17 protein-coding genes are annotated in these 19715 nt (G+C 45.5%); 12 read left to right on the top strand and 5 right to left on the bottom strand.

The features are described from left to right. Positions 1–40: 40 nt before the first annotated feature. The 3 genes from AC6R00_RS00995 to AC6R00_RS00985 are packed head-to-tail and all read left to right on the top strand — an operon-like array spanning position 41 to position 1596. Positions 41–721: a pirin family protein gene (locus AC6R00_RS00995; protein WP_500639039.1), complete on the top strand. Its 681-nt coding sequence runs from the start codon at positions 41–43 to the stop codon at positions 719–721. A gap of 27 nt (positions 722–748) precedes the next feature. Then, positions 749–1369, top strand: coding sequence for an isochorismatase family protein (locus AC6R00_RS00990; protein ID WP_486794197.1), 621 nt, complete (start codon positions 749–751; stop codon positions 1367–1369). Positions 1370–1371: 2 nt separating this feature from the next. Further along, a complete protein-coding gene (locus tag AC6R00_RS00985; protein WP_500639038.1) occupies positions 1372–1596 on the top strand; it encodes a putative antibiotic biosynthesis monooxygenase in 225 nt (74 codons plus the stop codon). A gap of 107 nt (positions 1597–1703) precedes the next feature. On the opposite strand, the gene AC6R00_RS00980 is transcribed toward AC6R00_RS00985, so the two are convergent. Then, positions 1704–3143 carry a sucrose-specific PTS transporter subunit IIBC gene (locus AC6R00_RS00980; protein ID WP_171382010.1) on the bottom strand — a complete coding sequence of 480 codons (1440 nt, stop codon included), beginning with the start codon at positions 3141–3143 and terminating at the stop codon, positions 1704–1706. Positions 3144–3387: 244 nt separating this feature from the next. Between AC6R00_RS00980 and AC6R00_RS00975 the strand changes: the two genes are divergently transcribed. Together AC6R00_RS00975 and AC6R00_RS00970 are read left to right on the top strand one after the other, a co-directional pair. Further along, positions 3388–4374, top strand: a complete 987-nt coding sequence (locus AC6R00_RS00975; RefSeq protein WP_500639037.1) for a LacI family DNA-binding transcriptional regulator — start codon at positions 3388–3390, stop codon at positions 4372–4374. A 154-nt stretch (positions 4375–4528) separates the two neighbouring features. Then, positions 4529–6157 carry a glycoside hydrolase family 32 protein gene (locus tag AC6R00_RS00970; protein ID WP_500639036.1) on the top strand — a complete coding sequence of 543 codons (1629 nt, stop codon included), beginning with the start codon at positions 4529–4531 and terminating at the stop codon, positions 6155–6157. 65 nt (positions 6158–6222) lie between these two features. Here the strand turns inward: AC6R00_RS00970 and cscK are convergent, their stop codons facing one another. Continuing rightward, the gene (gene cscK / locus AC6R00_RS00965; RefSeq protein ID WP_500639035.1) at positions 6223–7140 is read right to left on the bottom strand and encodes a fructokinase; all 918 of its coding nucleotides are present in this window, start codon (positions 7138–7140) and stop codon (positions 6223–6225) included. A gap of 239 nt (positions 7141–7379) precedes the next feature. Between cscK and AC6R00_RS00960 the strand changes: the two genes are divergently transcribed. From AC6R00_RS00960 to AC6R00_RS00940, 5 genes are all read left to right on the top strand, one after another. Beyond that, positions 7380–8378: a LacI family DNA-binding transcriptional regulator gene (locus AC6R00_RS00960; RefSeq protein ID WP_500639034.1), complete on the top strand. Its 999-nt coding sequence runs from the start codon at positions 7380–7382 to the stop codon at positions 8376–8378. A gap of 3 nt (positions 8379–8381) precedes the next feature. Further along, a complete protein-coding gene (locus AC6R00_RS00955; protein ID WP_008076590.1) occupies positions 8382–9107 on the top strand; it encodes a GntR family transcriptional regulator in 726 nt (241 codons plus the stop codon). A gap of 186 nt (positions 9108–9293) precedes the next feature. Next, positions 9294–10655 (top strand): PTS transporter subunit EIIC, encoded by a 1362-nt coding sequence (locus AC6R00_RS00950; RefSeq protein ID WP_008076589.1) that lies wholly within the window; start codon positions 9294–9296, stop codon positions 10653–10655. A 51-nt stretch (positions 10656–10706) separates the two neighbouring features. Further along, positions 10707–12140 (top strand): glycoside hydrolase family 32 protein, encoded by a 1434-nt coding sequence (locus tag AC6R00_RS00945; protein ID WP_500639033.1) that lies wholly within the window; start codon positions 10707–10709, stop codon positions 12138–12140. Positions 12141–12596: 456 nt separating this feature from the next. Next, a complete protein-coding gene (locus AC6R00_RS00940) occupies positions 12597–13718 on the top strand; it encodes a carbohydrate porin (RefSeq protein ID WP_500639032.1) in 1122 nt (373 codons plus the stop codon). On the opposite strand, the gene AC6R00_RS00935 is transcribed toward AC6R00_RS00940, so the two are convergent. Together AC6R00_RS00935 and AC6R00_RS00930 are read right to left on the bottom strand one after the other, a co-directional pair. Continuing rightward, positions 13706–14173: a hypothetical protein gene (locus tag AC6R00_RS00935; RefSeq protein WP_500639031.1), complete on the bottom strand. Its 468-nt coding sequence runs from the start codon at positions 14171–14173 to the stop codon at positions 13706–13708. The genes AC6R00_RS00940 and AC6R00_RS00935 overlap by 13 nt on opposite strands. A 48-nt stretch (positions 14174–14221) precedes the next feature. Then, a complete protein-coding gene (locus AC6R00_RS00930; RefSeq protein WP_500639030.1) occupies positions 14222–15562 on the bottom strand; it encodes an MATE family efflux transporter in 1341 nt (446 codons plus the stop codon). Between the two features lie 104 nt (positions 15563–15666). Here AC6R00_RS00930 and AC6R00_RS00925 point away from each other — a divergent pair, with 104 nt between their 5' ends. Together AC6R00_RS00925 and AC6R00_RS00920 are read left to right on the top strand one after the other, a co-directional pair. Next, positions 15667–16620, top strand: coding sequence for a LysR family transcriptional regulator (locus tag AC6R00_RS00925; RefSeq protein ID WP_500639029.1), 954 nt, complete (start codon positions 15667–15669; stop codon positions 16618–16620). 210 nt (positions 16621–16830) lie between these two features. Next, positions 16831–18309 carry a C69 family dipeptidase gene (locus AC6R00_RS00920; protein WP_500639028.1) on the top strand — a complete coding sequence of 493 codons (1479 nt, stop codon included), beginning with the start codon at positions 16831–16833 and terminating at the stop codon, positions 18307–18309. Positions 18310–18363: 54 nt separating this feature from the next. Here the strand turns inward: AC6R00_RS00920 and pncB are convergent, their stop codons facing one another. Continuing rightward, positions 18364–19605, bottom strand: a complete 1242-nt coding sequence (gene pncB, locus AC6R00_RS00915; RefSeq protein ID WP_500639027.1) for a nicotinate phosphoribosyltransferase — start codon at positions 19603–19605, stop codon at positions 18364–18366. Positions 19606–19715 lie beyond the last annotated feature (110 nt).

The following is a 19715-nucleotide window of genomic DNA, read 5'->3' as shown; positions in this document are numbered from 1 at the left end:
ATTCTACTTCCATCACTTAGAAAATATTAAGGATTAAGCGATGGAAATTCTAACTCTTGACCAACTTCCTCAAGGTGGCTTTGCTGGACTGAAAGAAAAGCAGCTAGTCACAGATTACCGGGTATTTGGCGCTCGCAAGCACCCTAAAACTTCTAACGGCATTGGCAATTTTGTTTACCTAGCAGATGCCAACTTCGTCCCGTATGGCGAAACAGGTATGCACCCACATCGAGAAATTGATGTGATAAGCGTTATGGCGAAAGGGCGTGTTAGCCATAAAGGCTCACTTGAGCATGGCAAAGGCCTTGTTGCTGGCGAAGCTCAGGTGCAGCGTGCTGGTGGGGAAGGTTTTGCACACAATGAAGCCAATCCAGACGGTGTTTCAAACCAGCTTATCCAACTTTGGGTCTTACCTGAGGTAGCAGGAGAACCAGCAGGTTACAAATCCTATACCCCGAAAGCGAATCAACGAACCAGAATATATGGCGGTCGCAACACTCAGTCGGAGACGTTTGACAGCCACACCATTATCGAAATGGTACAAGCTGAGGAAGGTTATCAAACACAGCATCATGGAGAGGTTTTGGCTTATTTGAGCACAGGCCACGCAGAGATAAATGGGGTTGAAGTTGAAGCAGGGACGCTAGTCCGCGCCGAGGAACTGACTTTTACTGCACGAGAAGAGAGTCAATTGATCCTTATTTTTATGGAACAGTTCTAACCACAAGCAATGAGTGAGGGATACACAATGAAAACAAAATATTCAGAGTTTCTAACGGCAGAAAATGCAGTACTAGCAATGATCGATCACCAGACAGGTTTGATGGTAGGGCTAGGGGATGAACATCCTACCGTGCTAAAGAACAACATTGTTGGTTTAACCAGAACCGCGCAAGCGATCGGGTTACCAAGTGTCGTGACAGCGAGCTTACCGGAAGGCCCTAATGGGCCAGTCATGCCTGAGATTACCAACATTTTGGGTGAGAATGTCATTGAACGTGAAGGCCAGATTAATGCGTGGGATAGCTTGGCATTTAAGCAAGCGATAGAAAAAACTGGGCGTAAGAAAATCATTATGGCAGGAATAGTCACCGATGTTTGCTTGTTGTTTCCTGCTTTATCGGCGGTAGAGGAAGGTTACGACGTATACGCTGTTATTGACGCGTCGGGGACGTGGAATAAAACAGTGCAAGAGGTGACAGTGCAACGGCTAACTCAAGCGGGGGTCAAAGTGACGACTTGGGCATCGGTCTTGGCAGAGCTAATGAACGACTGGAGAAGTGAGCATGGTGAAGCTCTGGGTCAGGTATTGGCAGAGCATACGACTAAGTATGGATATGTAATGAATAGCTACTTTGCACGAGGATAGTAATGAAAGGCGCTGAAAATTCAGCGCCACCCTCGCGGCATTGGGTGGCGTTGTATACCTTTATCATTTTATTGCCGCTGGTTTACGCCATACCACCGTTTGTGGTGGAAAACGTTTCAGACAATAAGGAAGTGGTGACCTTTGTCTCGGTCGCCATTATTGTCCCTTTGGTTTCCTATTTGTTTTTGCCTTTGGCAATAAAGATACACTCCGCCGTTAGATCCTAGAAAGACACCTGATTTAAAAACGCCAAACAGAAAAGCCCCACTCGAAAGTGGGGCAGGAGTCAAAACGTGTTTTGACTACGGGGGTTCTAGTCCATTAAGAACCGATTTTAAGCTGTGGCAGCGTTTGCGTTTTTAATGCGCTCGCGTGCGCCGAGTACCAAGGTTAGGCCAAATGCAACGGCGAATGAAATTGCCATACCAGCCACGTAATAACCTAGCTTATCTGGCACAATCGAAATAACACCAGGTAGTCCAGCTGCCCCTAAAGCTTGCGCTTTAACATTGAATAGAGTGATAAAGGCACTTGATGCGGCCGCACCGATAACGGCTGCGATGAATGGGTAACGAAGCTTAAGATTTACCCCAAACATTGCTGGTTCAGTAATACCAAGTAAGGCCGTTACACCAGAGGGCATAGCGATTCCTTTTAGTTTGGTATCTTTAGTTGTAAAACCAACCGCAAGCGCAGAAGCCCCTTGTGCGATGTTTGACATAGCGGCAATTGGGAAAATAAACGTACCGCCGGTCACTGCGATGTCAGCGAGTAACTGTGTTTCAATGGCAATAAAGCTGTGGTGCATGCCGGTAATCACAAATGGTGCGTAAATGAAGCCGAATAGCGCGCCACCGATGAAGCCTGCAGAATCGTATAACCAGTTTAGGCCGTCACCAAGTAGGAAACCGATGTCACGAGTGATAGGACCAACAAGGGTAAACGTTAAGAAACCGGTAATGAAAATGGCGAGCATAGGAGTCAGCAGGTTATCCAATACTGAAGGGATAACTTTACGCAGGCCGTTTTCTACTTTGGCTAGAATGTATGCAGAGACAAGAACGGGAAGAACTGAACCTTGGTAACCTACTTTTTGGATTTCAAAACCGAAGATGTTCCAAGTCGGGATAGTCCCCGCAACGCTGGCTCCACCGAATCCCCAGCCGTTAAGCAGATCTGGGTGAACCATCAACATACCTAACGCAGCTCCCAAGAATGGGTTGCCACCGAATTTTTTGCTGGCAGAGAAAGCAAGAAGTACTGGCAAGTAGACAAAAGGCGCGTTAGCAAAGGTGTTAATCATACTTGCAAGATCAGCGAGTCCAGGATTTGCATCAATCAAGGATTGTCCGTCGATAAACAGTCCTTTCGCTGTGAGCAAGTTAAAGATACCCATCAACAGACCACCCGCAACAATGGCTGGAATGATTGGAACGAAGATATCAGACAAGCCTTTTACCGCGCGTTGCACAATGTTTTGTTTTTCTGCTCCAGCGCTTGCGACGTCATTGGTTGACATCTCACTCATGCCAGTAAGTTTTGCCATTTCTGCATGGACTTGGTTAACAATTCCAGAACCAAAAATGATCTGATATTGACCAGCAACTTTAAATTGGCCTTTTACCCCGTCAAGGTTAGCGATAGCCTCTTCATCAATGATTGAGTCATCTTTTAACGCTAAACGTAGGCGTGTTGCACAGTGGGCGAGCGCTTGAAGGTTATCTTTGCCTCCAAGAAGCTCCAGCAGCTCTTTTGCAATAATTGGATAGTTCATTCCAAACCCCGGTTGTTATCTTCTACTTATCTAGTTAATAGTTCAAAAAGGTGTTGAATACTTTTTGGGAACGTTTGCAAAATCGATTCTTTGCGATCAATGGAAATGAGTCAAAACATATTGGGGTTTTATGTGAGATAGATCTGCTAAAATATTTTGCTAAACCGATTGGGCAAGGTGGAAATTGCCTTGAAATCTGGTACTTTTTGCAAACAATCCCAATAACTTATTATGAGAGCCCTCAATGGCAAGCTTACATGACGTCGCAGAACTGGCTGGAGTCTCTAAATCGACCGTATCTCGAGTGATCAATAACGAATATGGCGTAAAAGAGGCCACTAAGGTTAAAGTGATGAAAGCGGTAGAAGAGGTTGGCTATGTGGTCAATCAGGTGGCGAAAGACCTGAAATCACAGAAAACCAACTTAGTTGGTGTGATAGTACCTCGTGTTTCTTCACATGCGACTGCGCAAGGGATTGACGGTTTAAGCCGAGTGTTTGAACAAGCAGGCAAACATGTCCTATTGGCGAGTGCTCAATTGTCTGGTGAAAAAGAAATTGAATATATTCAGTTGTTTAACCAGAAACGTGTCGAAGGGATTGTGCTTTATGCTACGCATATCGACAACGAATTAGTTAAAGCAATAAGTCAGTCTAAAGCGCCCGTTGTGCTCGTTGGACAAGATGGTTCATTGTTTAATATCCCGAGCGTTGTCCATGACGATCTCCGCGTTGGTTTTGAAGCGGGGAATCGACTGCTTGCGGCGGGTTGCAAGCAAATTGGTTTTATTGGTGTTCCTGATTCTGATGTAGCTGTCGACAAACTACGCTCAGATGGCTTAACGCAAGCGTTAGCGATGAATGACCAACAATTGCTCTTCCATTGCCACGGAGAGTTTAGCATTGAATCAGGCTACGCGAACATGAAGCAAATTGTTGCCAGTCACCCAAGCATGGATGGCGTGTTTTGTGCCACTGACCGTATTGCTGTCGGAGCAATAAAAGCGCTCCAAGAGGCAGGAATTGAAGTGGGTAAACAAATCAAAGTTCTTGGAGTCGGCAATGACGAGCTGGGATACATCAACTCGCCAAGTTTATCTACCTTTAACTATGCTTTTGATAAGGCTGGGGAAAGTGGTGCAAAAATGTTGCTGGAGCTAATTGACGGAAAGCCACAAGTGATGAGTAAACTCGTGTTAACGTTCCAAAATATTGAGCGAGAAACCTGCTAGCCAGAACAGATTCTCTTTAAGAAAAAGCCTGAGCTATCAGGCTTTTTTTGTGCTCTTGATCACGACAATAGCGGCCAAACAGCACGACATCTCTTGTACTTTCTAATCTGATAATGTAGTTTTGCAAACGTTCCCAATTTTTAGGTAATTTTTGATGTCTGTTGAACACTATCTCACCCTTTGTGGTGGCAAAAACAATGTTACTCGGGTTTTAGTTCCTAATGATGAGCTGATTTTAGCGGTTGCTGATGTTTCGTTAGTGGCTGACAGCCATCTTATCGTAGATGTTAGGGACATACTGGGGGAATCTCAGGTGGTGTTTAAGCGTACTCAGTCATTTGATAGTGAAGCCCTGCTAAAAGTAGGCCGATACATCGCAGAAAACCAACGTGCAGCACTCGCACCAAGGTTAGCACCGACTGCATGCCCGCATCGACCGAATTGGCATGTCTCTCCGCCTCAAGGTCTGCTTAACGACCCAAATGGTTTTGTCTTCCACAATGGTGAGTATCACCTTTTTTACCAATGGTATCCGCACGCTTGCGTGCATAAAGACAAGTACTGGGCGCATCTCTCAAGCGCTGATTTGGTCAACTGGCAGTGGCAATCTACTGCGTTGACACCTTCAGATTGGTTTGACTCTCATGGAGTGTTCTCTGGTCATGCACTTAGCCATGACAACCAATTGATGCTGTTCTATACGGGTAATACTCGAATTGGTGAGCAACGCGATCGTCATACAACCCAGTGTTTAGCGATATCGGATGACGGTTATCACTTTATCAAGCATGGTCCAGTGATCGATTGCCTTCCTGAAGGTGTCACCCCGCATATTAGAGATCCTAAAATTGTGCGTTACGGTGAAGAGTGGGTGATGTTACTTGGAGCACAAACTAGCGATCTGCAGGGGCGCTTAGCGATTTACACTTCAGATAACCTAAAAGAATGGAAGTTCAAAGGGCTGTATGGAGAAGAGTTGGGTGACTTTGGCTACATGTGGGAGTGTCCAGATCTATTTACGATTGCAGAGCATACCTATGCCGTGATTGGGCCTCAGGGCATCGATTCGTTCTCTGCTCATAACACGATTCCCCATCACAACGGTATTGCACGCGCCACATTGAGTGCCGAAAACGGGCTGGAGCTGTCGGATTTTCAACACCTTGATTACGGCTTCGACTTCTACGCACCACAGACCATGTTGACACCTGATGGCCGACGCGTGATGTGCGGCTGGATGGGGCTACCGGATGAGATTGACCAGCCTTCCGCAGACAATGGCTGGATTCACCAGTTAACAGCAATGCGTGAGTTATCGGTAAACAATGGTCAATTGGTGCAATGGCCAGTTGCAGAAATTGAAACATTGGCTCAACCCGAGCAGACAGTGACGCTCAGCAATAGCGCTTATAACCTTGAAACTAAGAGTTTTGATTTGACCCTAGAGCTTGAGTGGGGCAGTCAATTAAATCTGTTTGAAGGCAGCCAGCATAAGCTGACCATAACCGCGGATGCTGAGCACCAAGTGTTAGTCATGGACCGCTCCCAAACCCTCAATCGAGCTAAGGATACGATACGCGAGCTGCCATTAACCAGTGACACCGTTAAACTACGTATTCTCGCTGATCGCTCTTCGGTTGAAGTGTTCGTTAATGGTGGGGAAGCGGTGATGACTTCTCGTGTGTTCACGGCTCCAGATTCGACGGGAATTTCATTAAACGGTAAACCGACGCAAGCGCGAATCAAGCGCTTGAATGCGAGCCACGCACCTTTTAAAAGTTAAATCGCATCAATCAAAAAAGCCCCAAGTATGATCACTTGGGGCTTTCTGTTGTTTAGAGCAAGGTGTTAGATGTATTCGAGTAATGCTTGCTCGCTGGGCAGCGCCGTCATTGCACCTTTCTGAGTTGTCGCCAAAGCGCCACAACCGTTCGCCCATTGAACTGCTGCCTCAATACTAGAGTGGTTCGCCCAATCCTTGTGTTGCGATAGCTTGGCTAACAAGCCACCTACGAATGCGTCACCCGCGCCCGTCGTATCAACGGGCTTCACTGCTTGACCTGATATCAAGCGCTGCTCGTTATTGAATACGACCAGTGCGCCTTTCGCTCCTTGAGTAATCAAAACTAACGTATTGTGATACTTTTCAACGGCGGTTAAACCTGCGGCTAATGTATTGGTTTCAGTAAGAAACATCAGCTCGTCGTCAGAGAACTTAACCACATCTGCCAGTTCGATGGCTTGGCTGACAACAGGTTTTAATTCAGCTGGCTCTGCCCATACTTCTTCACGCAGATTTGGATCGAAGCTAACAAATCCACCAGCGGCTTTAATTTGGCGCATCGCTTCAAGAGTGCTGCTGCGGCTCGGTTCGTTAGCCAATGCAATCGAGCAGACATGCAGCCAATCTCCCGATTGGAACTGAGGTAAATCCTCTAGTAGAAGGAACTGATCGGCACTGGGTTTGACCATAAAGGTAAAGCTACGCTCACCTGAATCATCAAGATCGACAATCACAGTAGAGGTGCGTTGTTTATCGTCGAGTCGCATAAACTCAGTGTCCACGCGTTCTGCGGTCAATGTTTGCTTCATAAAGCGACCGAGTGGATCTTGGCCTACGCGCCCAAAAAAAGCCGCTTGGCCTCCAAGGCGTGCAATAGCCACAGCTACGTTTGCGGGAGCACCACCTGGACATTTAAGGTAGGTAGATTCCGTATCTGGAATCAAGTCAACAACAGCGTCTCCTGTTACCCATACTCTGTTCATAATTGTCACCTCTAGTCTTTCAATTAGGATAGGCTAATTATAAGGCTAAAACGATTTAGCAATCTAGTTCGTTTAGGCTATAATGCCGATATGGGAAGCGTTTTGTGATCCGTGGCGATCTTTTTATCTCAATTTGGATCCCAAGGCATGTTCGCCTAGTAAAGCGTTAGAAATCTTTCTCTAGGTCAGTAGAATAGGGCGATGAACGCCAAACACCTCTAGGTAAATACAGGATAAGAATGACCACCAAAAAGTTTAAGCTGGCCGACATTGCTGAGTTAGCGGGAGTGTCAAAATCAACGGTGAGTTTTGTTCTCAACGGCCACGCGAAAAAACATCGTATTAACGAAGAGACGGTGAAAAAAGTTGAGGCGATCGCCTTTGCACATAACTACTCACCGAGTATTTATGCTCGTGCACTGAAATCGAAGCAGACATACACTGCTGGTCTTGTTATTCCTGATTTAACCAACATGGGTTTCGCGACCATTGCCAAGAAGCTCGAAGTGCTATGTCGAAGTCAGGGCTACCAACTACTGATAGCGTCCTCCGACGATGATCCTGAAATGGAGAAACAGGTCATCCAAAGCTTAGTGGATAGACAAGTTGACGTATTGTTCATTGCCACCTCGTTAACGAGCGAGAGCTACTTTCATCAAGTGAAACAAACGACCCCGGTCATTCTTTTTGACCGCGTGATTGAAGAGAGCGTATTTACCAGTATCAAAACCGACTCCGCCAACGCGACGCAACAAGTGGTTGCGCATTTGGTACAAGGTCTTGAGGAGTGTTTTTATATTGGTGGTCAAATGGACCTGTCTCCGAGTAAAGACCGTTTTGCTGGTTACCAAGCTGGTTTGCATCAAGCTGGGATCGCTTTCCAGCCACAGCATGTATTGAACAAGGATTACCGGCCGTCTTCTGGATACGAGATGATGGCGACGATCATGTCGCAGCATGGGAAAGCGCCTCAGGCGATATTTACGGCATCATACTCTTTGCTTGAAGGAGTACTGCGTTATCTGACTGAGCATGATTTGCTTTCAGCGGACATCCAAATCGCGACCTTTGATAACTACGACATCCTCGATTGCCTGCCGATCAAAATAGACTCGGTAGAACAAGATTGCGATTTAATTGCTCAGGCCTTGTTTGACGAGGGCAAGGCGTTATTGAATCAGCCAAACCGTCAACCAGAGCGACTCTCTTTTCCCGCAAAGATTCACTACCGACGATAAACTATGACTGACATTTATACGCACCAATCATTGCCGCTTTATTTGCAAGTGGCCGAAGACCTAAAACAGCGAATCGATCAGGGAGTGTTTCCTGCGGGCAGCCGTTTACCCTCTGAAAATCAGTTGGTTGAACAACTAAAAGTCAGCCGAGTGACAGTCCGTAAAGCACTCGCGTATCTTAATGAGCAGGGCTACACGTTTGCAGAAAAAGGCAAAGGCACCTTTGTTAAACCGACTAAGCTTCGCCATGATTTTCTGTCGATGTCTGGTTTTGCCCAAGAGGCCGCTGGATCAGGACTCAAAGCTAAAAATTTGGTCGACTCTTTTACGGTTATTGAGGCTAGCGCAGACATTGCCGCTAAGTTGAACATTGCTGTGGGGGCTAGGGTGAATTGTGCGGCGAGACGACGTTTAGTGAATGATCAAGTCGTCTCTTATGAGGAGTTTTATATTCCCAGAGAGATCTTGCCATCACTCAATCATGATGATTTGCTCGGCTCTAAATTTGATTACTTGAGTCAGCAAGGTATTCAAATGGTCAAGACTCAACAGAAACTGATTCCAGCGCTGCCAGATGAGCGGATTCAATCATTATTGTCGGTGCCAGCCTCAGAGCCTATTTTGATTAACCAGTCGCAAAACTACTTGAGTGAACAACGTGTGTATGAGTATTCCATTGTTTACTACAAATCCAGTGTGTATGACTTTGAAATTACCGCCAGAGCGTAAACGGAGCCTCACATTTGTGGGGCTTTTTTGTATTTATACAAATCAGAACTCCCATGAAAATTGTGATTGGACGCAATAATTGGTCATTGAACACGACAAAATGGTTTAACTTGTATTTAACCTGTATTATTCTAATACATGTTGAATACAGGTTGTTATTTTTTGTGCTCTTAGGAGAGGAAACAAATGGCAAGAGATCCAAAAGTCGTTGCTGATCAGGTGCTGGCTTTGCTCGGTGGTGAAAGCAACATCGAGCAGTTGAGTCATTGCGCGACTCGACTACGCATCGTTGCAGTCGATGATACGAAAGTTGACGCTCAAGCTCTTAGTGAGACGGAAGGTGTTCACGGCTACTTTGAAAAAAACGGTCAGCATCAAGTGATCTTAGGTACGGGGTTTGTTGGTAAAGTCTTTGCCGTATTAAAAGGTGAAGAGGTTATCGATGACGAAAAGCCGAAAACCAAAACTGAACAGGTCAGTACATTCCAATCGGTGACAAGAACCTTCTCTGATATCTTTGTCGCCATTATCCCTGCATTGGTGGCGACGGGGCTGTTAATGGGTTTGCGCGGGCTTATCGTTAACGGTTTTGGCGTCGAGTTGTCTCCTCAACTGACTGTATTGTCTCAAGTGTTGACCGATACCGCCTTTATCTTTATTCCTGTGCTGGTGACTTGGTCGGCGATGCGGGTATTCGGTGGTAACCCAGTGTTAGGAATCGTGTTGGGGCTGATGCTGGTAGCGCCACAGTTGGCCAGTAAGTGGGATGTCGCTTTCGGCAACGCTGAAGCGCTAATGATACCTTTCATGGGCTTTGATATCGCAGTGACTGGATTACAGAGCTCGATTCTTCCTGCTGTGTTTATGGGGTGGTTTGCGGCGATGGTCGAAAAGACCTCACGTAAATACGTGCCAGAAGTCCTCGATCTTATCCTTACACCATTTATTACTTTATTGATTTCGCTGATTGCAGGCTTGGTGTTTGTTGGTCCTCTATTACTGGGTATTGAGAAGCTGATTACTGAGTTAGTACTGTACTTCTTACAGATTCCCTATGGCATTGGTGGTCTTATTTATGGTGGGGCTATTCAGTTTATGGCCGTGACTGGCATGCATCACACCATAGTGCCGATCACGATTGCTATGGTGACTGATACTGGCTTTGACTACATCAACCCACTAGGTACAGCAGCCATTGCAGGTCAGTTTGGCGCAGCGATGGCAGTTGTGATGATGCAAACCAGCAAAGTGAAGAAGTCAGGTATGTTTGGTGCGGCGTTACCAGCGCTTTTTGGCATCACCGAGCCAGCCATGTTCGCCATCACGTTACCAAGGGTTAAACCTTTCTTATATGGCTGCGTTGGCGGTGCTATTGGTGGCTGCTTGGGCGCGATTGCTGGGATTGGTTCCGCGGGGACAGGTGCGACCATGTTACCTGGTATGTTGCTTTACTTAGGTGGAGGTTTGGGTATGTACATTGTCGTTATGTTAGCCGCGGCCAGTAGCGCTTTCATACTCACTAAGCTGTTCTACAAAGAAACCAATTAGTTCACTTTTGCGCCCTCACGTTTGAGGGCGCGTTTTATTTTCGGAGTCGTTATGGACTTTTCCAATCGCCAAAATCGTTTGGTTAGGTTAAGTGAAGTTTCTCAGTCTTATCTCGATAAAATTAAAAACCTCGCTCAATCTGACCCTTATTATCCGAGCTATCATATTGCTCCACCACATGGCTTACTCAATGACCCTAATGGTTTGAGTTTCTTCAATGGTGAGCATCATCTTTTCTACCAATGGTTTCCACTTGGGCCAGTGCATGGCTTAAAACACTGGTATCACGTCTCGACCCAAGACTTCGTTCATTTTTATGACCATGGTGTGGCGATGTGGCCAGATCAAGAGTACGACTTGCAAGGTTGTTATACTGGGGTCGCGCTAGCCAAGCAAGAGGAGCTGCATCTTTACTACACCGCCAATCGCATTGATCAAATGGGTGAAATTCACCAGACCCAAGCATTTGCTGTAATGAACAAACAGGGAGAGGTGAGTAAGAAAGGGGTTTTGGTAGAAGAGAATCGTGAACATTACACTCATGAATTTCGTGACCCGATTATCCTTGAACAAAACGACCAACACTACATGCTAGTGGGCGCGCAAGGGGTGGATGGAAAAGGTAAGCTTGCGGCGTACCACAATTTTCGCAATGACGGTTTTGTGCATTTAGGTAACATCGATATTGGTCTCGAAGATTTTGGCTATATGTGGGAGTGCCCTAACTATTTTGAACAAGATGATTTGGGCATTTTTATCTTCTCTCCCCAAGGTGTAGCAAGTGATAGCAAATACGATCTGAACAACGTCTTCTCTGTTGTTTATATGATCGGCAATCCAATCGATTTCAACTCATGTACCTACACCCATACGGGTTGGCATGAGCTTGATAAAGGTTTCGATTTCTATGCGCCGCAAACATACTTAGATGAGCAAGGGCGACGAATTCTCCTTGGCTGGTTGGGCAACTCAAAAAGTGAATATCCTACGGATAAAAACTATTGGGCGCACATGCTGACAATACCTCGACAACTAACAGTCGAAGGTGAGTATTTATTGCAACAACCTTTAACGGAACTCACTGCACTGCGTCAAACTTCATTGTCACTCACCCCTAAGCAGCGACTCATCTCTCCGGCTTTTGAGTTGGAGCTAGAGGTAAAAGGGGAGTTTTGTGTGTTGTTCGGCAATGACTTACAAGAGTGCTTACAGTTTAGCGGGTCGAGCTCTGAATTTTGCCTTGATAGGAGCAACGTGTCGCAACTGCATGCCGAGCAGTTTGGTACTGTTCGTTATGCAAAACGCGCTCAAGACGAGCAGGTCATACGGATCTTTGTCGATCATTCTAGCATCGAGATTTTCGCTGATAATGGTCGAGCCGTGTTTACTTCGCGTCTGTTTGTTCAGGACTTGTCACAGTTACGTATTGCGAATGCATCAGGGGTTATCCACTATCTAGCACCTATTCAGCTTTCATCCAGTTAAATCTGTCGACGTTGAGTCACAGCCTTTTATTTACTTGTATATCGGCCACCCTCAGGGGTGGCTTTTTCAGCTTGACCACATCGGGAAACCTAAGTGGTGCCTAAAAGGGCACATCGTTGACAGTCATGCCTCGTGATTATGATTTTCTAGTCGATGATGGTTTCGACCAATTAAAAACAGAGTTCACATTTTCCTAGTGTTTGATATCAAAATATCTAAATGTAGCAATTTTTATATGTAAGTTGATGATATTTAAAGGTTAATAATCTTATCAATAAATTGTGATTTATGGCTGCAAAATCGGTTTAGCATTCTGTTTTTTGTCAAATTAGTGAGTAAGAATAACCCCACATTTCGAGCAGAACCGCATCGACATGATTGTCCTTTCACTGTCCAGAAAAGACCAAGTGCCGACGAGCACAAACCAATAATAAAACATTGACCATAGGGGTTAACATGAACAACACATTTAAACTGACGCTTGCTGCCATGCTTGTATCAACTGCGATTTCTGCCCATGCCGGAATCAGTATTATTGATACTGAGGAGGGGAATTTTTCTGTGGGCGGTAACGTCGAGCTGAACTTTAATTATCAAGATCGAGAGTCGAATGATTCAGGCGAGCAAGAATTCAACCAAGATGGTCGTGTTCTGATCGAATTTGCGGGAGAAAAGTACACCAGCAATGGTCACTTTGTCGCTGTAAAGGCGCAGCCGCTGTTTGAAAGCACGGGTAATGTTGCCTTGGATGATGCCTACTTTGCATTTGGTAAGAAAGACGGTTGGGCAATCAAAGCTGGTCGCTATGAAGCTTACGATATGTTCCCAGTTGGACTAGATGTTTTCCTCGAATACTCGGGTGACACATCGAATGAACTGTATACTGATGGCTCCGCATATACTTACCAAATGAAAGAGGCACGTGGACGTGGTTCTGATGGCCAGATCATGTATAGCCAAAATTTCGGAAACCTCTACCTTGAACTGAGTTCTATGATTGGTGACCGTTCAAATCTGTTCAGTGATGGTACTGATGGCGGGACTTACCACGGTCAAACGATTGATAGCAGTAAAGATTCCTTCTTGATTCGCCCAGTGGTGGCTTACCAAATGGGCGATTTCAAAGTTGCAGCATCGATGGAGACGAACTTAGTATCAGATGCCGTAGTCGCGAATGGCGTAGACATCTCTGATCGAACAGGTTACGGCTTAACGGGTAATTGGACTAAAGATGATTTATCGATCAATCTTAACTTCGCTTACTTAGATGCGGTGGACGAGAACAACCTGTCTACTGGGATTAACGCGCTTTGGAATGGCTTAGGAGTAGGCTACGTTTACGCAAATAACCAATATGAAAACAAACAATTCTCTGGTTGGGCGGATGGCGATGTCAATGTGTCTACCTGGTATGCGTCGTATGAGTTCAGTGATGTGTTGGATGTTGAAAACTTCTCAGTATTACTTGGCTCTTACTACACCTCTGTGACAAACGATCTGGATAGCCAAGCACGTTCAGACATCTTTAATGAAGAAGATGATTTTGGTGCTCGTGTTCGATTGTTTTACGAGTTCTGATCAAAAGGCTGATTTAAGGTCGAGTTGATGGCGTTGAGTCTCGCCATCGGTAACTTCTCTTCACTTTGATACCAAGAAGCTGGCATTGCGTTTTGCAGGCCAGCTTTTTTTAGTTCTGTGAGTTCTTGTTTCGAGATGGTCGCATAGTTAAGTAAGCTATCAAGAATACGCCTTAGGGAGTTTGGTGTTAGCTCTCCATCTCGCCAGTAACGCTTGATTTCGCCAATGACCACCGCGAGTGGGACAACAGGCTCTAGTGCAGAGTCTTGAATATCTTGAACACTAGTTGATCGCGGAGCCTTCGCACGAGCGGTTTCCCAATCGGGCTTGTTTTTGCTCGTGACGAAGCCTTCTCGATAACAGTAATAGCTAAACAGAAAGCGCTCTATTTGCGGCCAACGTTCTGCTTTCACTTCCAAATAGATGTGTTCAAATTCGATGTCCAGATCGGTCATGACTTGATGTATCGCCTAACAGTGCATGATGGTAGCGAGAGTCTACGCTTAGCCCATTGCTACAGCAAGAGAATCTGTATTGCGCTGCTTCTTGATTGCCATGAGCAGTTGGACCAATAGCAATACACCGGTAACACCTAAACCTATCCCAATTCCACCCCAGATGCCCGCTAGCTCGAAGTGCGGCATTAACAGCCACGCCGCTGGCAGACCAAACACCCAGTAGCCAATCGCTGTCATGATGGTTGGGCCCATAACAATCTTCATTCCGCGTAGTAGGTTGATAGCCAACAGCTGCCATGCGTCAACGATGAATGACAACGCAACAACCCAAAGTACCATTGCTAGCAAGTGCGTGAGTTCACCATCAAGGTTAAACATACCTGCGATAAGCTCTGGCCAAAGCATAAAGCCTCCCGCAAGAATGATACTGAGCACTGTGGTAATACCAAAGCTACGAAGAGCGGTACGCTTAATGCCATCGTAGTTTTCTGCGCCGAAGTCTTGGCCAACAAGAATGGCGGCGGCTTGAGAGAAACCAAAGTTAATGTTCCACGTAAAGCTCAAACATTGTAGAAGGATCTGATGTAAGGCTAACGCTGCGATACTGATGGTGCCAGCCATGAGTGTGCCACCGTAAATCAGGCCGTGTTCTAGTAATGCAGCTAAAGCGATCGGTAATCCCATTGCCAGTAACGGAGTCAGCAAGGATAGCGAGTACTCATCTTTGTTAAGCCAAGGAGCAAAAGAGGCATACTCTGGGCGTTTAAATACCCATGCGGCGTAGCCAATCATGACAATAAATGCAGCAAGTGCTGTCCCTGCGCCTAAGCCAGCGAGCCCTAAGTCCATAGTGAATGCAAGTACGTAGCTGATCGGGACATTTAACGCAACGGTCAGTAATGACATCACCATAATCGAACGCACATTGCCGAAAGCACTGGTTAAGCCTCGCAGCACGAGAAGGAGCAAAGAAGGCAGCATTGCCCATTTCAATGTATCGACATATTGCATTGCAGGTGCTGCGAGTTCACTCGGTTGATTCGCGATCGCAAGTAACTGAGGAACAAACATGAAGCTGATGCTAAGTACTAAGCTTAGAATCACCGATAGTAGTACTGCTCCTTTAACGGCCAGTCTGATCTGTTGGTTGCCAAACTCTGGACGAGCAATTCTCTGGCCGTAGGCGATGGCAATTAAGTTCGCGACGCAGCCCACTGTACTGCTCGCCACGATAAACACGAATGAGTAGATTGAAGCGCCTAAACCTCCCGCGGCAATAGCAGACACACTTAATCGCGACATCATCCAAACATCAGTAAGTACCAATGCCATAGAGATCATTTGCGAGATAATAAGTGGTATAGCGAGAGAGAGAATTTTTTTCATTGGGAGCCTCGTGATCATTATCACATAAAGGTAAGGGTTATCAGACTGGCGTTCAAATGACATTTATGCCACTCTGGCATGAGTTCAGGTTATGCGAGAGTTATATGAGCCCTTATTCCAGTCTTCCTTATTCGCACAATGGATTAAAAGTGTTTGAGGCAGTGGCGCGCCTGATGAGTTTTACCAAAGCAGCGGATGAGCTAAACGTTACGCAAAGTGCTGTTAGTAGACAGATAAAACAACTTGAAGACGAGTTGAATGCATCGCTGCTAATTCGTAAACATCGTAGTATCGAATTGACCACTCAAGGGAAAGACTTGTATGAAGTTCTGAGGCAAAATTTCCATAACCTAGAGTCATTAATCGCTCAATGGAAGGCTCCGGCTAAAAAGCGCATCGTGATCAAAAGTGCATTGAGTTATGCCACGCGTGTTTTGATGCCCAATGTCGCGATGCTCAATGAGAGATACCCCGAGCATGAGATAGTAATCATCCCATCTATCGAAGAAGATCCCGTGCTCGAATCAGAAGATTGCGATCTCTTGATCATCAACACTCGGCAAAAAGAAAGATACCTAGGTAAGCAAGGTGTGACTTTCTTGCGTGCCGAGTACATGGCGCCAGTTTATGCCGAACTGTTGTCAGATAAGAGTATTCAGATTGAAGATGTGCTCAAGCTTCCTCATTTGCATGCCACGCTTGATCATCAGGACTGGAAACTATGGATTGCTAACGCGGATCTTAAAGGGAAAAAGCTCGGTCGTGACACGGTATTCTTTAGTTTAGATCTGGCACTGAGTGCCTGTCTGTCTGGGCAGGGTGTTACCGTAACCGATTTGCTATTGGTATTACCTGAACTCAAACGAAAGTTCCTTAAATGTCCTGAAGCCATTGCTTTACAGCATAGTGATTGGCAATACTATTGCTATCAGAAAAACCATACTCCTATTGCCAATGAGATTTTGGATTGGTTAGTGTCGCAAACCGAATCTGAAGTGGCTGAACTTAAACAATTATGCTCGAAGTTTAGTTGGAGTACTGTCAAAGTCGACCTCTAGAAACGCTTAATGAAATTATGCAAAAACTGCATATTTTTCAAATAATTATTCTTAATTTAAATTGTCATTAATGTGACGAGAAGACGAAAATTCTCATCGAATGGTCAGTACACTCAGTCGAAAGCATTCTCATTGAATGACAATAAAAACCCTGCAAATACAACTGACGTGAACTTAGGTTCTATTTCGTTTCATATGCGGAGAATTAACATGAAAACATGGTCTGTATCCTTTTTAGCAACTGCTGTAGCTGTCGCTGTCGCGTTGAGTGGTAATGCGATAGCTTGTACTGGTCTTATCGTCGGCAAAGGGGCGTCTAGCGATGGCAGTATAATGATTGCGCGTAACGAAGACTTTGGTATCAATAACTGGAACAAATACCTAGAGTATCGACCAGCACAAGACAACCAAGAAGGCGACTGGACACTTGGCAATGGTTTGGTTGTTCCTATGCCGAAGCACTTTTATGCCTACTCAGCGATACCAGACTGGGATGCGAAAACCGTCGACAGTGATGGCAAGTTCTATGAAGAGCGCGGCATCAATGAGAATAACGTCGCCATCTCTGCGACAACCAGTGCAGAAATCAACGACAAAGTCGCTAAGGTTGATCCTCTAGTCGACAATGGTGTGATCGAAGCGATTATTCCTACCTTAATTCTTCCGCAAGTTGAAAATGCTAAACAAGCCGTAGAGCTTCTGGGTCAATACATCGAAACGTATGGGGCAGGAGAGGGTAACAGCCTCTACATTGCGGACATCAACGAAGCTTGGCTGTTTGAAATTGGTTCTGGTCACCATTGGATTGCGGTAAAAGTGCCGGATGATAGCTATGCGATGATTGCCAATGGCTTGCGCGTACATGGCGTGAATCTCGCGAGCAAAGATGTTCTGCATTCGAAAGGCATGTTTGAGTTCGTGGAGCAACATAAGCTTCTCGAAAAAGCAGACAAAAAATCGTTCAACTTCGCCAAAGCCTTCGGTGTGATAGGGGATGAGTACAATATTGACCGCGAATGGTTGGGGCAGAAAATGTTGACTCCATCTAAGTACCAACAAAGTCGACTTGCACAGTATCCGCTGTTTATGAAGCCTGACGAGAAAATATCGGTGAAAGATGTCGCGGAAGTCTTGAGTGCAACTTATGACGGAACTGCTTTAGAAGGCAAAGCGAAGCGACCAATTCGTGTAGAGCGTCAGCTAGAATCGCACGTTATTCAATTACGTCCTAACATGCCAGATGAACTTCAAGGCGTGATTTGGCAAAGCTTTGGCGTGTTGCCAGAGTCAGTGTTAGTGCCGCTATACTCCACATTGCAACAATACCCTAAGGCTTTCCAAGTTGGTGATGACACCTATAGTGATGATTCTGCTTACTGGCAGTTCCGCAGCTTAACGGCATTAGCGTCGGCTAACCCAGATAAATATTTGCCGATCTTAAAAGCGACGTGGGATGAAGAAGAAACCCAACTCTACAAACAAGTGAAGCATTTAGATAAAACGCTAACAGGTATGTACAAGACCGACAAACAGGCAGCCTTAAATATGGCCGCAGATTACTCTTATGGACAGCTTAAGCGCACGTTAAGTATGGCAACGGAGCTTAGATATAAGATGATGACAGACTTAACCAAGAGTACAGAGAAGAAGTACTCCGAAGAAGAGTTTAAGAAGATCATGAGCCTTTAAGCTCTTATCAAGCAAAAAACGGAGCGTAATGCTCCGTTTTCTTATGCTGGGCTTTTAGCTCGCTTTGTCGTACTCAGACTCAAGGCCAAAGCTTTGTCTTAAATCGGCAAGGAAGATCGGGTCTTCACACATGGCTTTTTCTGGTTCATCACTGATTTTTGCAACAGCGGCACCATTACACTCGGTCATTTTAACGACCATCGACAGCGGTTGGTAACGGCTGTTTTCATCCGACCAATCGCCCATGTCATTCGCCAGAAATGTACCAATACCGAAACTGATATTAGCGCGATCTGCAAAGTACTCGCTAATTTCCAGTGCGCGTTCAAAGTTCAGTCCGTCGGTAAAGATCAGCACTTTTGACTTTGGATCGATACCCAGTGACTCGTAATGCGCAATCATTTTGTCACCCCAATCAAATGGGCTTCCAGAATCGTGTCGTACGCCAGCATAGACGCTTGCACGTTCATAGGTAAAGTCTTGCAAAAATGCATCAATACCTATGGTGTCTGTCAGTGCAATGCCGAGCTTGCCATTAAATGCTTGATGCCAATTGTCTAAGGCGACCTTTTGCGACTGAGCAGGCTCCACTAGTTGCTGGTGGGCCATAAACCATTCGTGTGCCACCGTTCCGATTGGCGTTAAATCAAATTGTTTGGCTAAGTGGTAGTTACTTGTACCGCTCATCAGGTCAGGTGCATGTTGGTGAATGCAGCTGACCAAGTCATGCTGTACTTGGGCGCTAAATCGGCGTCGGCTTCCCATCTCCGAGAATTGGAAATTGGTGATGTTTCTGCGTTTCAATTCAGACTTAAGATAAGTAATTTTTTCTTCCAACACACTGGCAAACTGCGAATAAGGAATGCCACTCCATCGAGTTCTATTGCGCACTTCAGAGATAATACTCATAACGAGCGTCTCGTAGAGAATGGTTTCGTGCCAAAGCCCTGAAATCGAAACACGAAGTTGACCATCACGTGTGGTTACGCTGACTTGTTGCAGAGGTCTGAACTCGAACTTACTCAAGTAAGCGAGAAAGGCTGGATCAAGGTAAGGGGCTTTCACCTCAAGGTAAGAGATTTCTTCTTGGCTGAATGTAACTTTTGCGAGTTTTCTAATCTCGTTTTTAACGTCGCTTCTTAAATCAGATAAATCTTCGTTTGAGCGAACAATAAGTTCATAGCGAACCTGGGTATCTGGATAATACTTTCGAGCAGCATGCATCATGTTGATCTTATAGACATCGAGATCAAGTGCGCTTTGGATGATGTTGTCGTTAAAAAGCTTGGCGGTCATTCAGCCATCCTATGTTTCTTAGGGCTTTATTGTTGCACTGAACTTTAAATAAGTGCCCAAGGTTTGTCAAATTACGTTATTAACTATAGTCGACTTGATTAAAACCTGTC

It is taken from the genome of Vibrio sp. R10-SF1-ISO8, from assembly GCF_059833805.1.
The sequence above is the reverse complement of the archived record's forward strand: the minus strand, read 5'-3'. Positions and strand labels throughout refer to the sequence as shown.

Coding starts and splice junctions, on each gene's coding strand:
- AC6R00_RS00995 (WP_500639039.1), top strand. CDS start 41: ATGGAAATTCTAACTCTTGACCAACTTCCTCAAGGTGGCTTTGCTGGA.
- AC6R00_RS00990 (WP_486794197.1), top strand. CDS start 749: ATGAAAACAAAATATTCAGAGTTTCTAACGGCAGAAAATGCAGTACTA.
- AC6R00_RS00985 (WP_500639038.1), top strand. CDS start 1,372: ATGAAAGGCGCTGAAAATTCAGCGCCACCCTCGCGGCATTGGGTGGCG.
- AC6R00_RS00980 (WP_171382010.1), bottom strand. CDS start 3,143: ATGAACTATCCAATTATTGCAAAAGAGCTGCTGGAGCTTCTTGGAGGC.
- AC6R00_RS00975 (WP_500639037.1), top strand. CDS start 3,388: ATGGCAAGCTTACATGACGTCGCAGAACTGGCTGGAGTCTCTAAATCG.
- AC6R00_RS00970 (WP_500639036.1), top strand. CDS start 4,529: ATGTCTGTTGAACACTATCTCACCCTTTGTGGTGGCAAAAACAATGTT.
- cscK (WP_500639035.1), bottom strand. CDS start 7,140: ATGAACAGAGTATGGGTAACAGGAGACGCTGTTGTTGACTTGATTCCA.
- AC6R00_RS00960 (WP_500639034.1), top strand. CDS start 7,380: ATGACCACCAAAAAGTTTAAGCTGGCCGACATTGCTGAGTTAGCGGGA.
- AC6R00_RS00955 (WP_008076590.1), top strand. CDS start 8,382: ATGACTGACATTTATACGCACCAATCATTGCCGCTTTATTTGCAAGTG.
- AC6R00_RS00950 (WP_008076589.1), top strand. CDS start 9,294: ATGGCAAGAGATCCAAAAGTCGTTGCTGATCAGGTGCTGGCTTTGCTC.
- AC6R00_RS00945 (WP_500639033.1), top strand. CDS start 10,707: ATGGACTTTTCCAATCGCCAAAATCGTTTGGTTAGGTTAAGTGAAGTT.
- AC6R00_RS00940 (WP_500639032.1), top strand. CDS start 12,597: ATGAACAACACATTTAAACTGACGCTTGCTGCCATGCTTGTATCAACT.
- AC6R00_RS00935 (WP_500639031.1), bottom strand. CDS start 14,173: ATGACCGATCTGGACATCGAATTTGAACACATCTATTTGGAAGTGAAA.
- AC6R00_RS00930 (WP_500639030.1), bottom strand. CDS start 15,562: ATGAAAAAAATTCTCTCTCTCGCTATACCACTTATTATCTCGCAAATG.
- AC6R00_RS00925 (WP_500639029.1), top strand. CDS start 15,667: ATGAGCCCTTATTCCAGTCTTCCTTATTCGCACAATGGATTAAAAGTG.
- AC6R00_RS00920 (WP_500639028.1), top strand. CDS start 16,831: ATGAAAACATGGTCTGTATCCTTTTTAGCAACTGCTGTAGCTGTCGCT.
- pncB (WP_500639027.1), bottom strand. CDS start 19,605: ATGACCGCCAAGCTTTTTAACGACAACATCATCCAAAGCGCACTTGAT.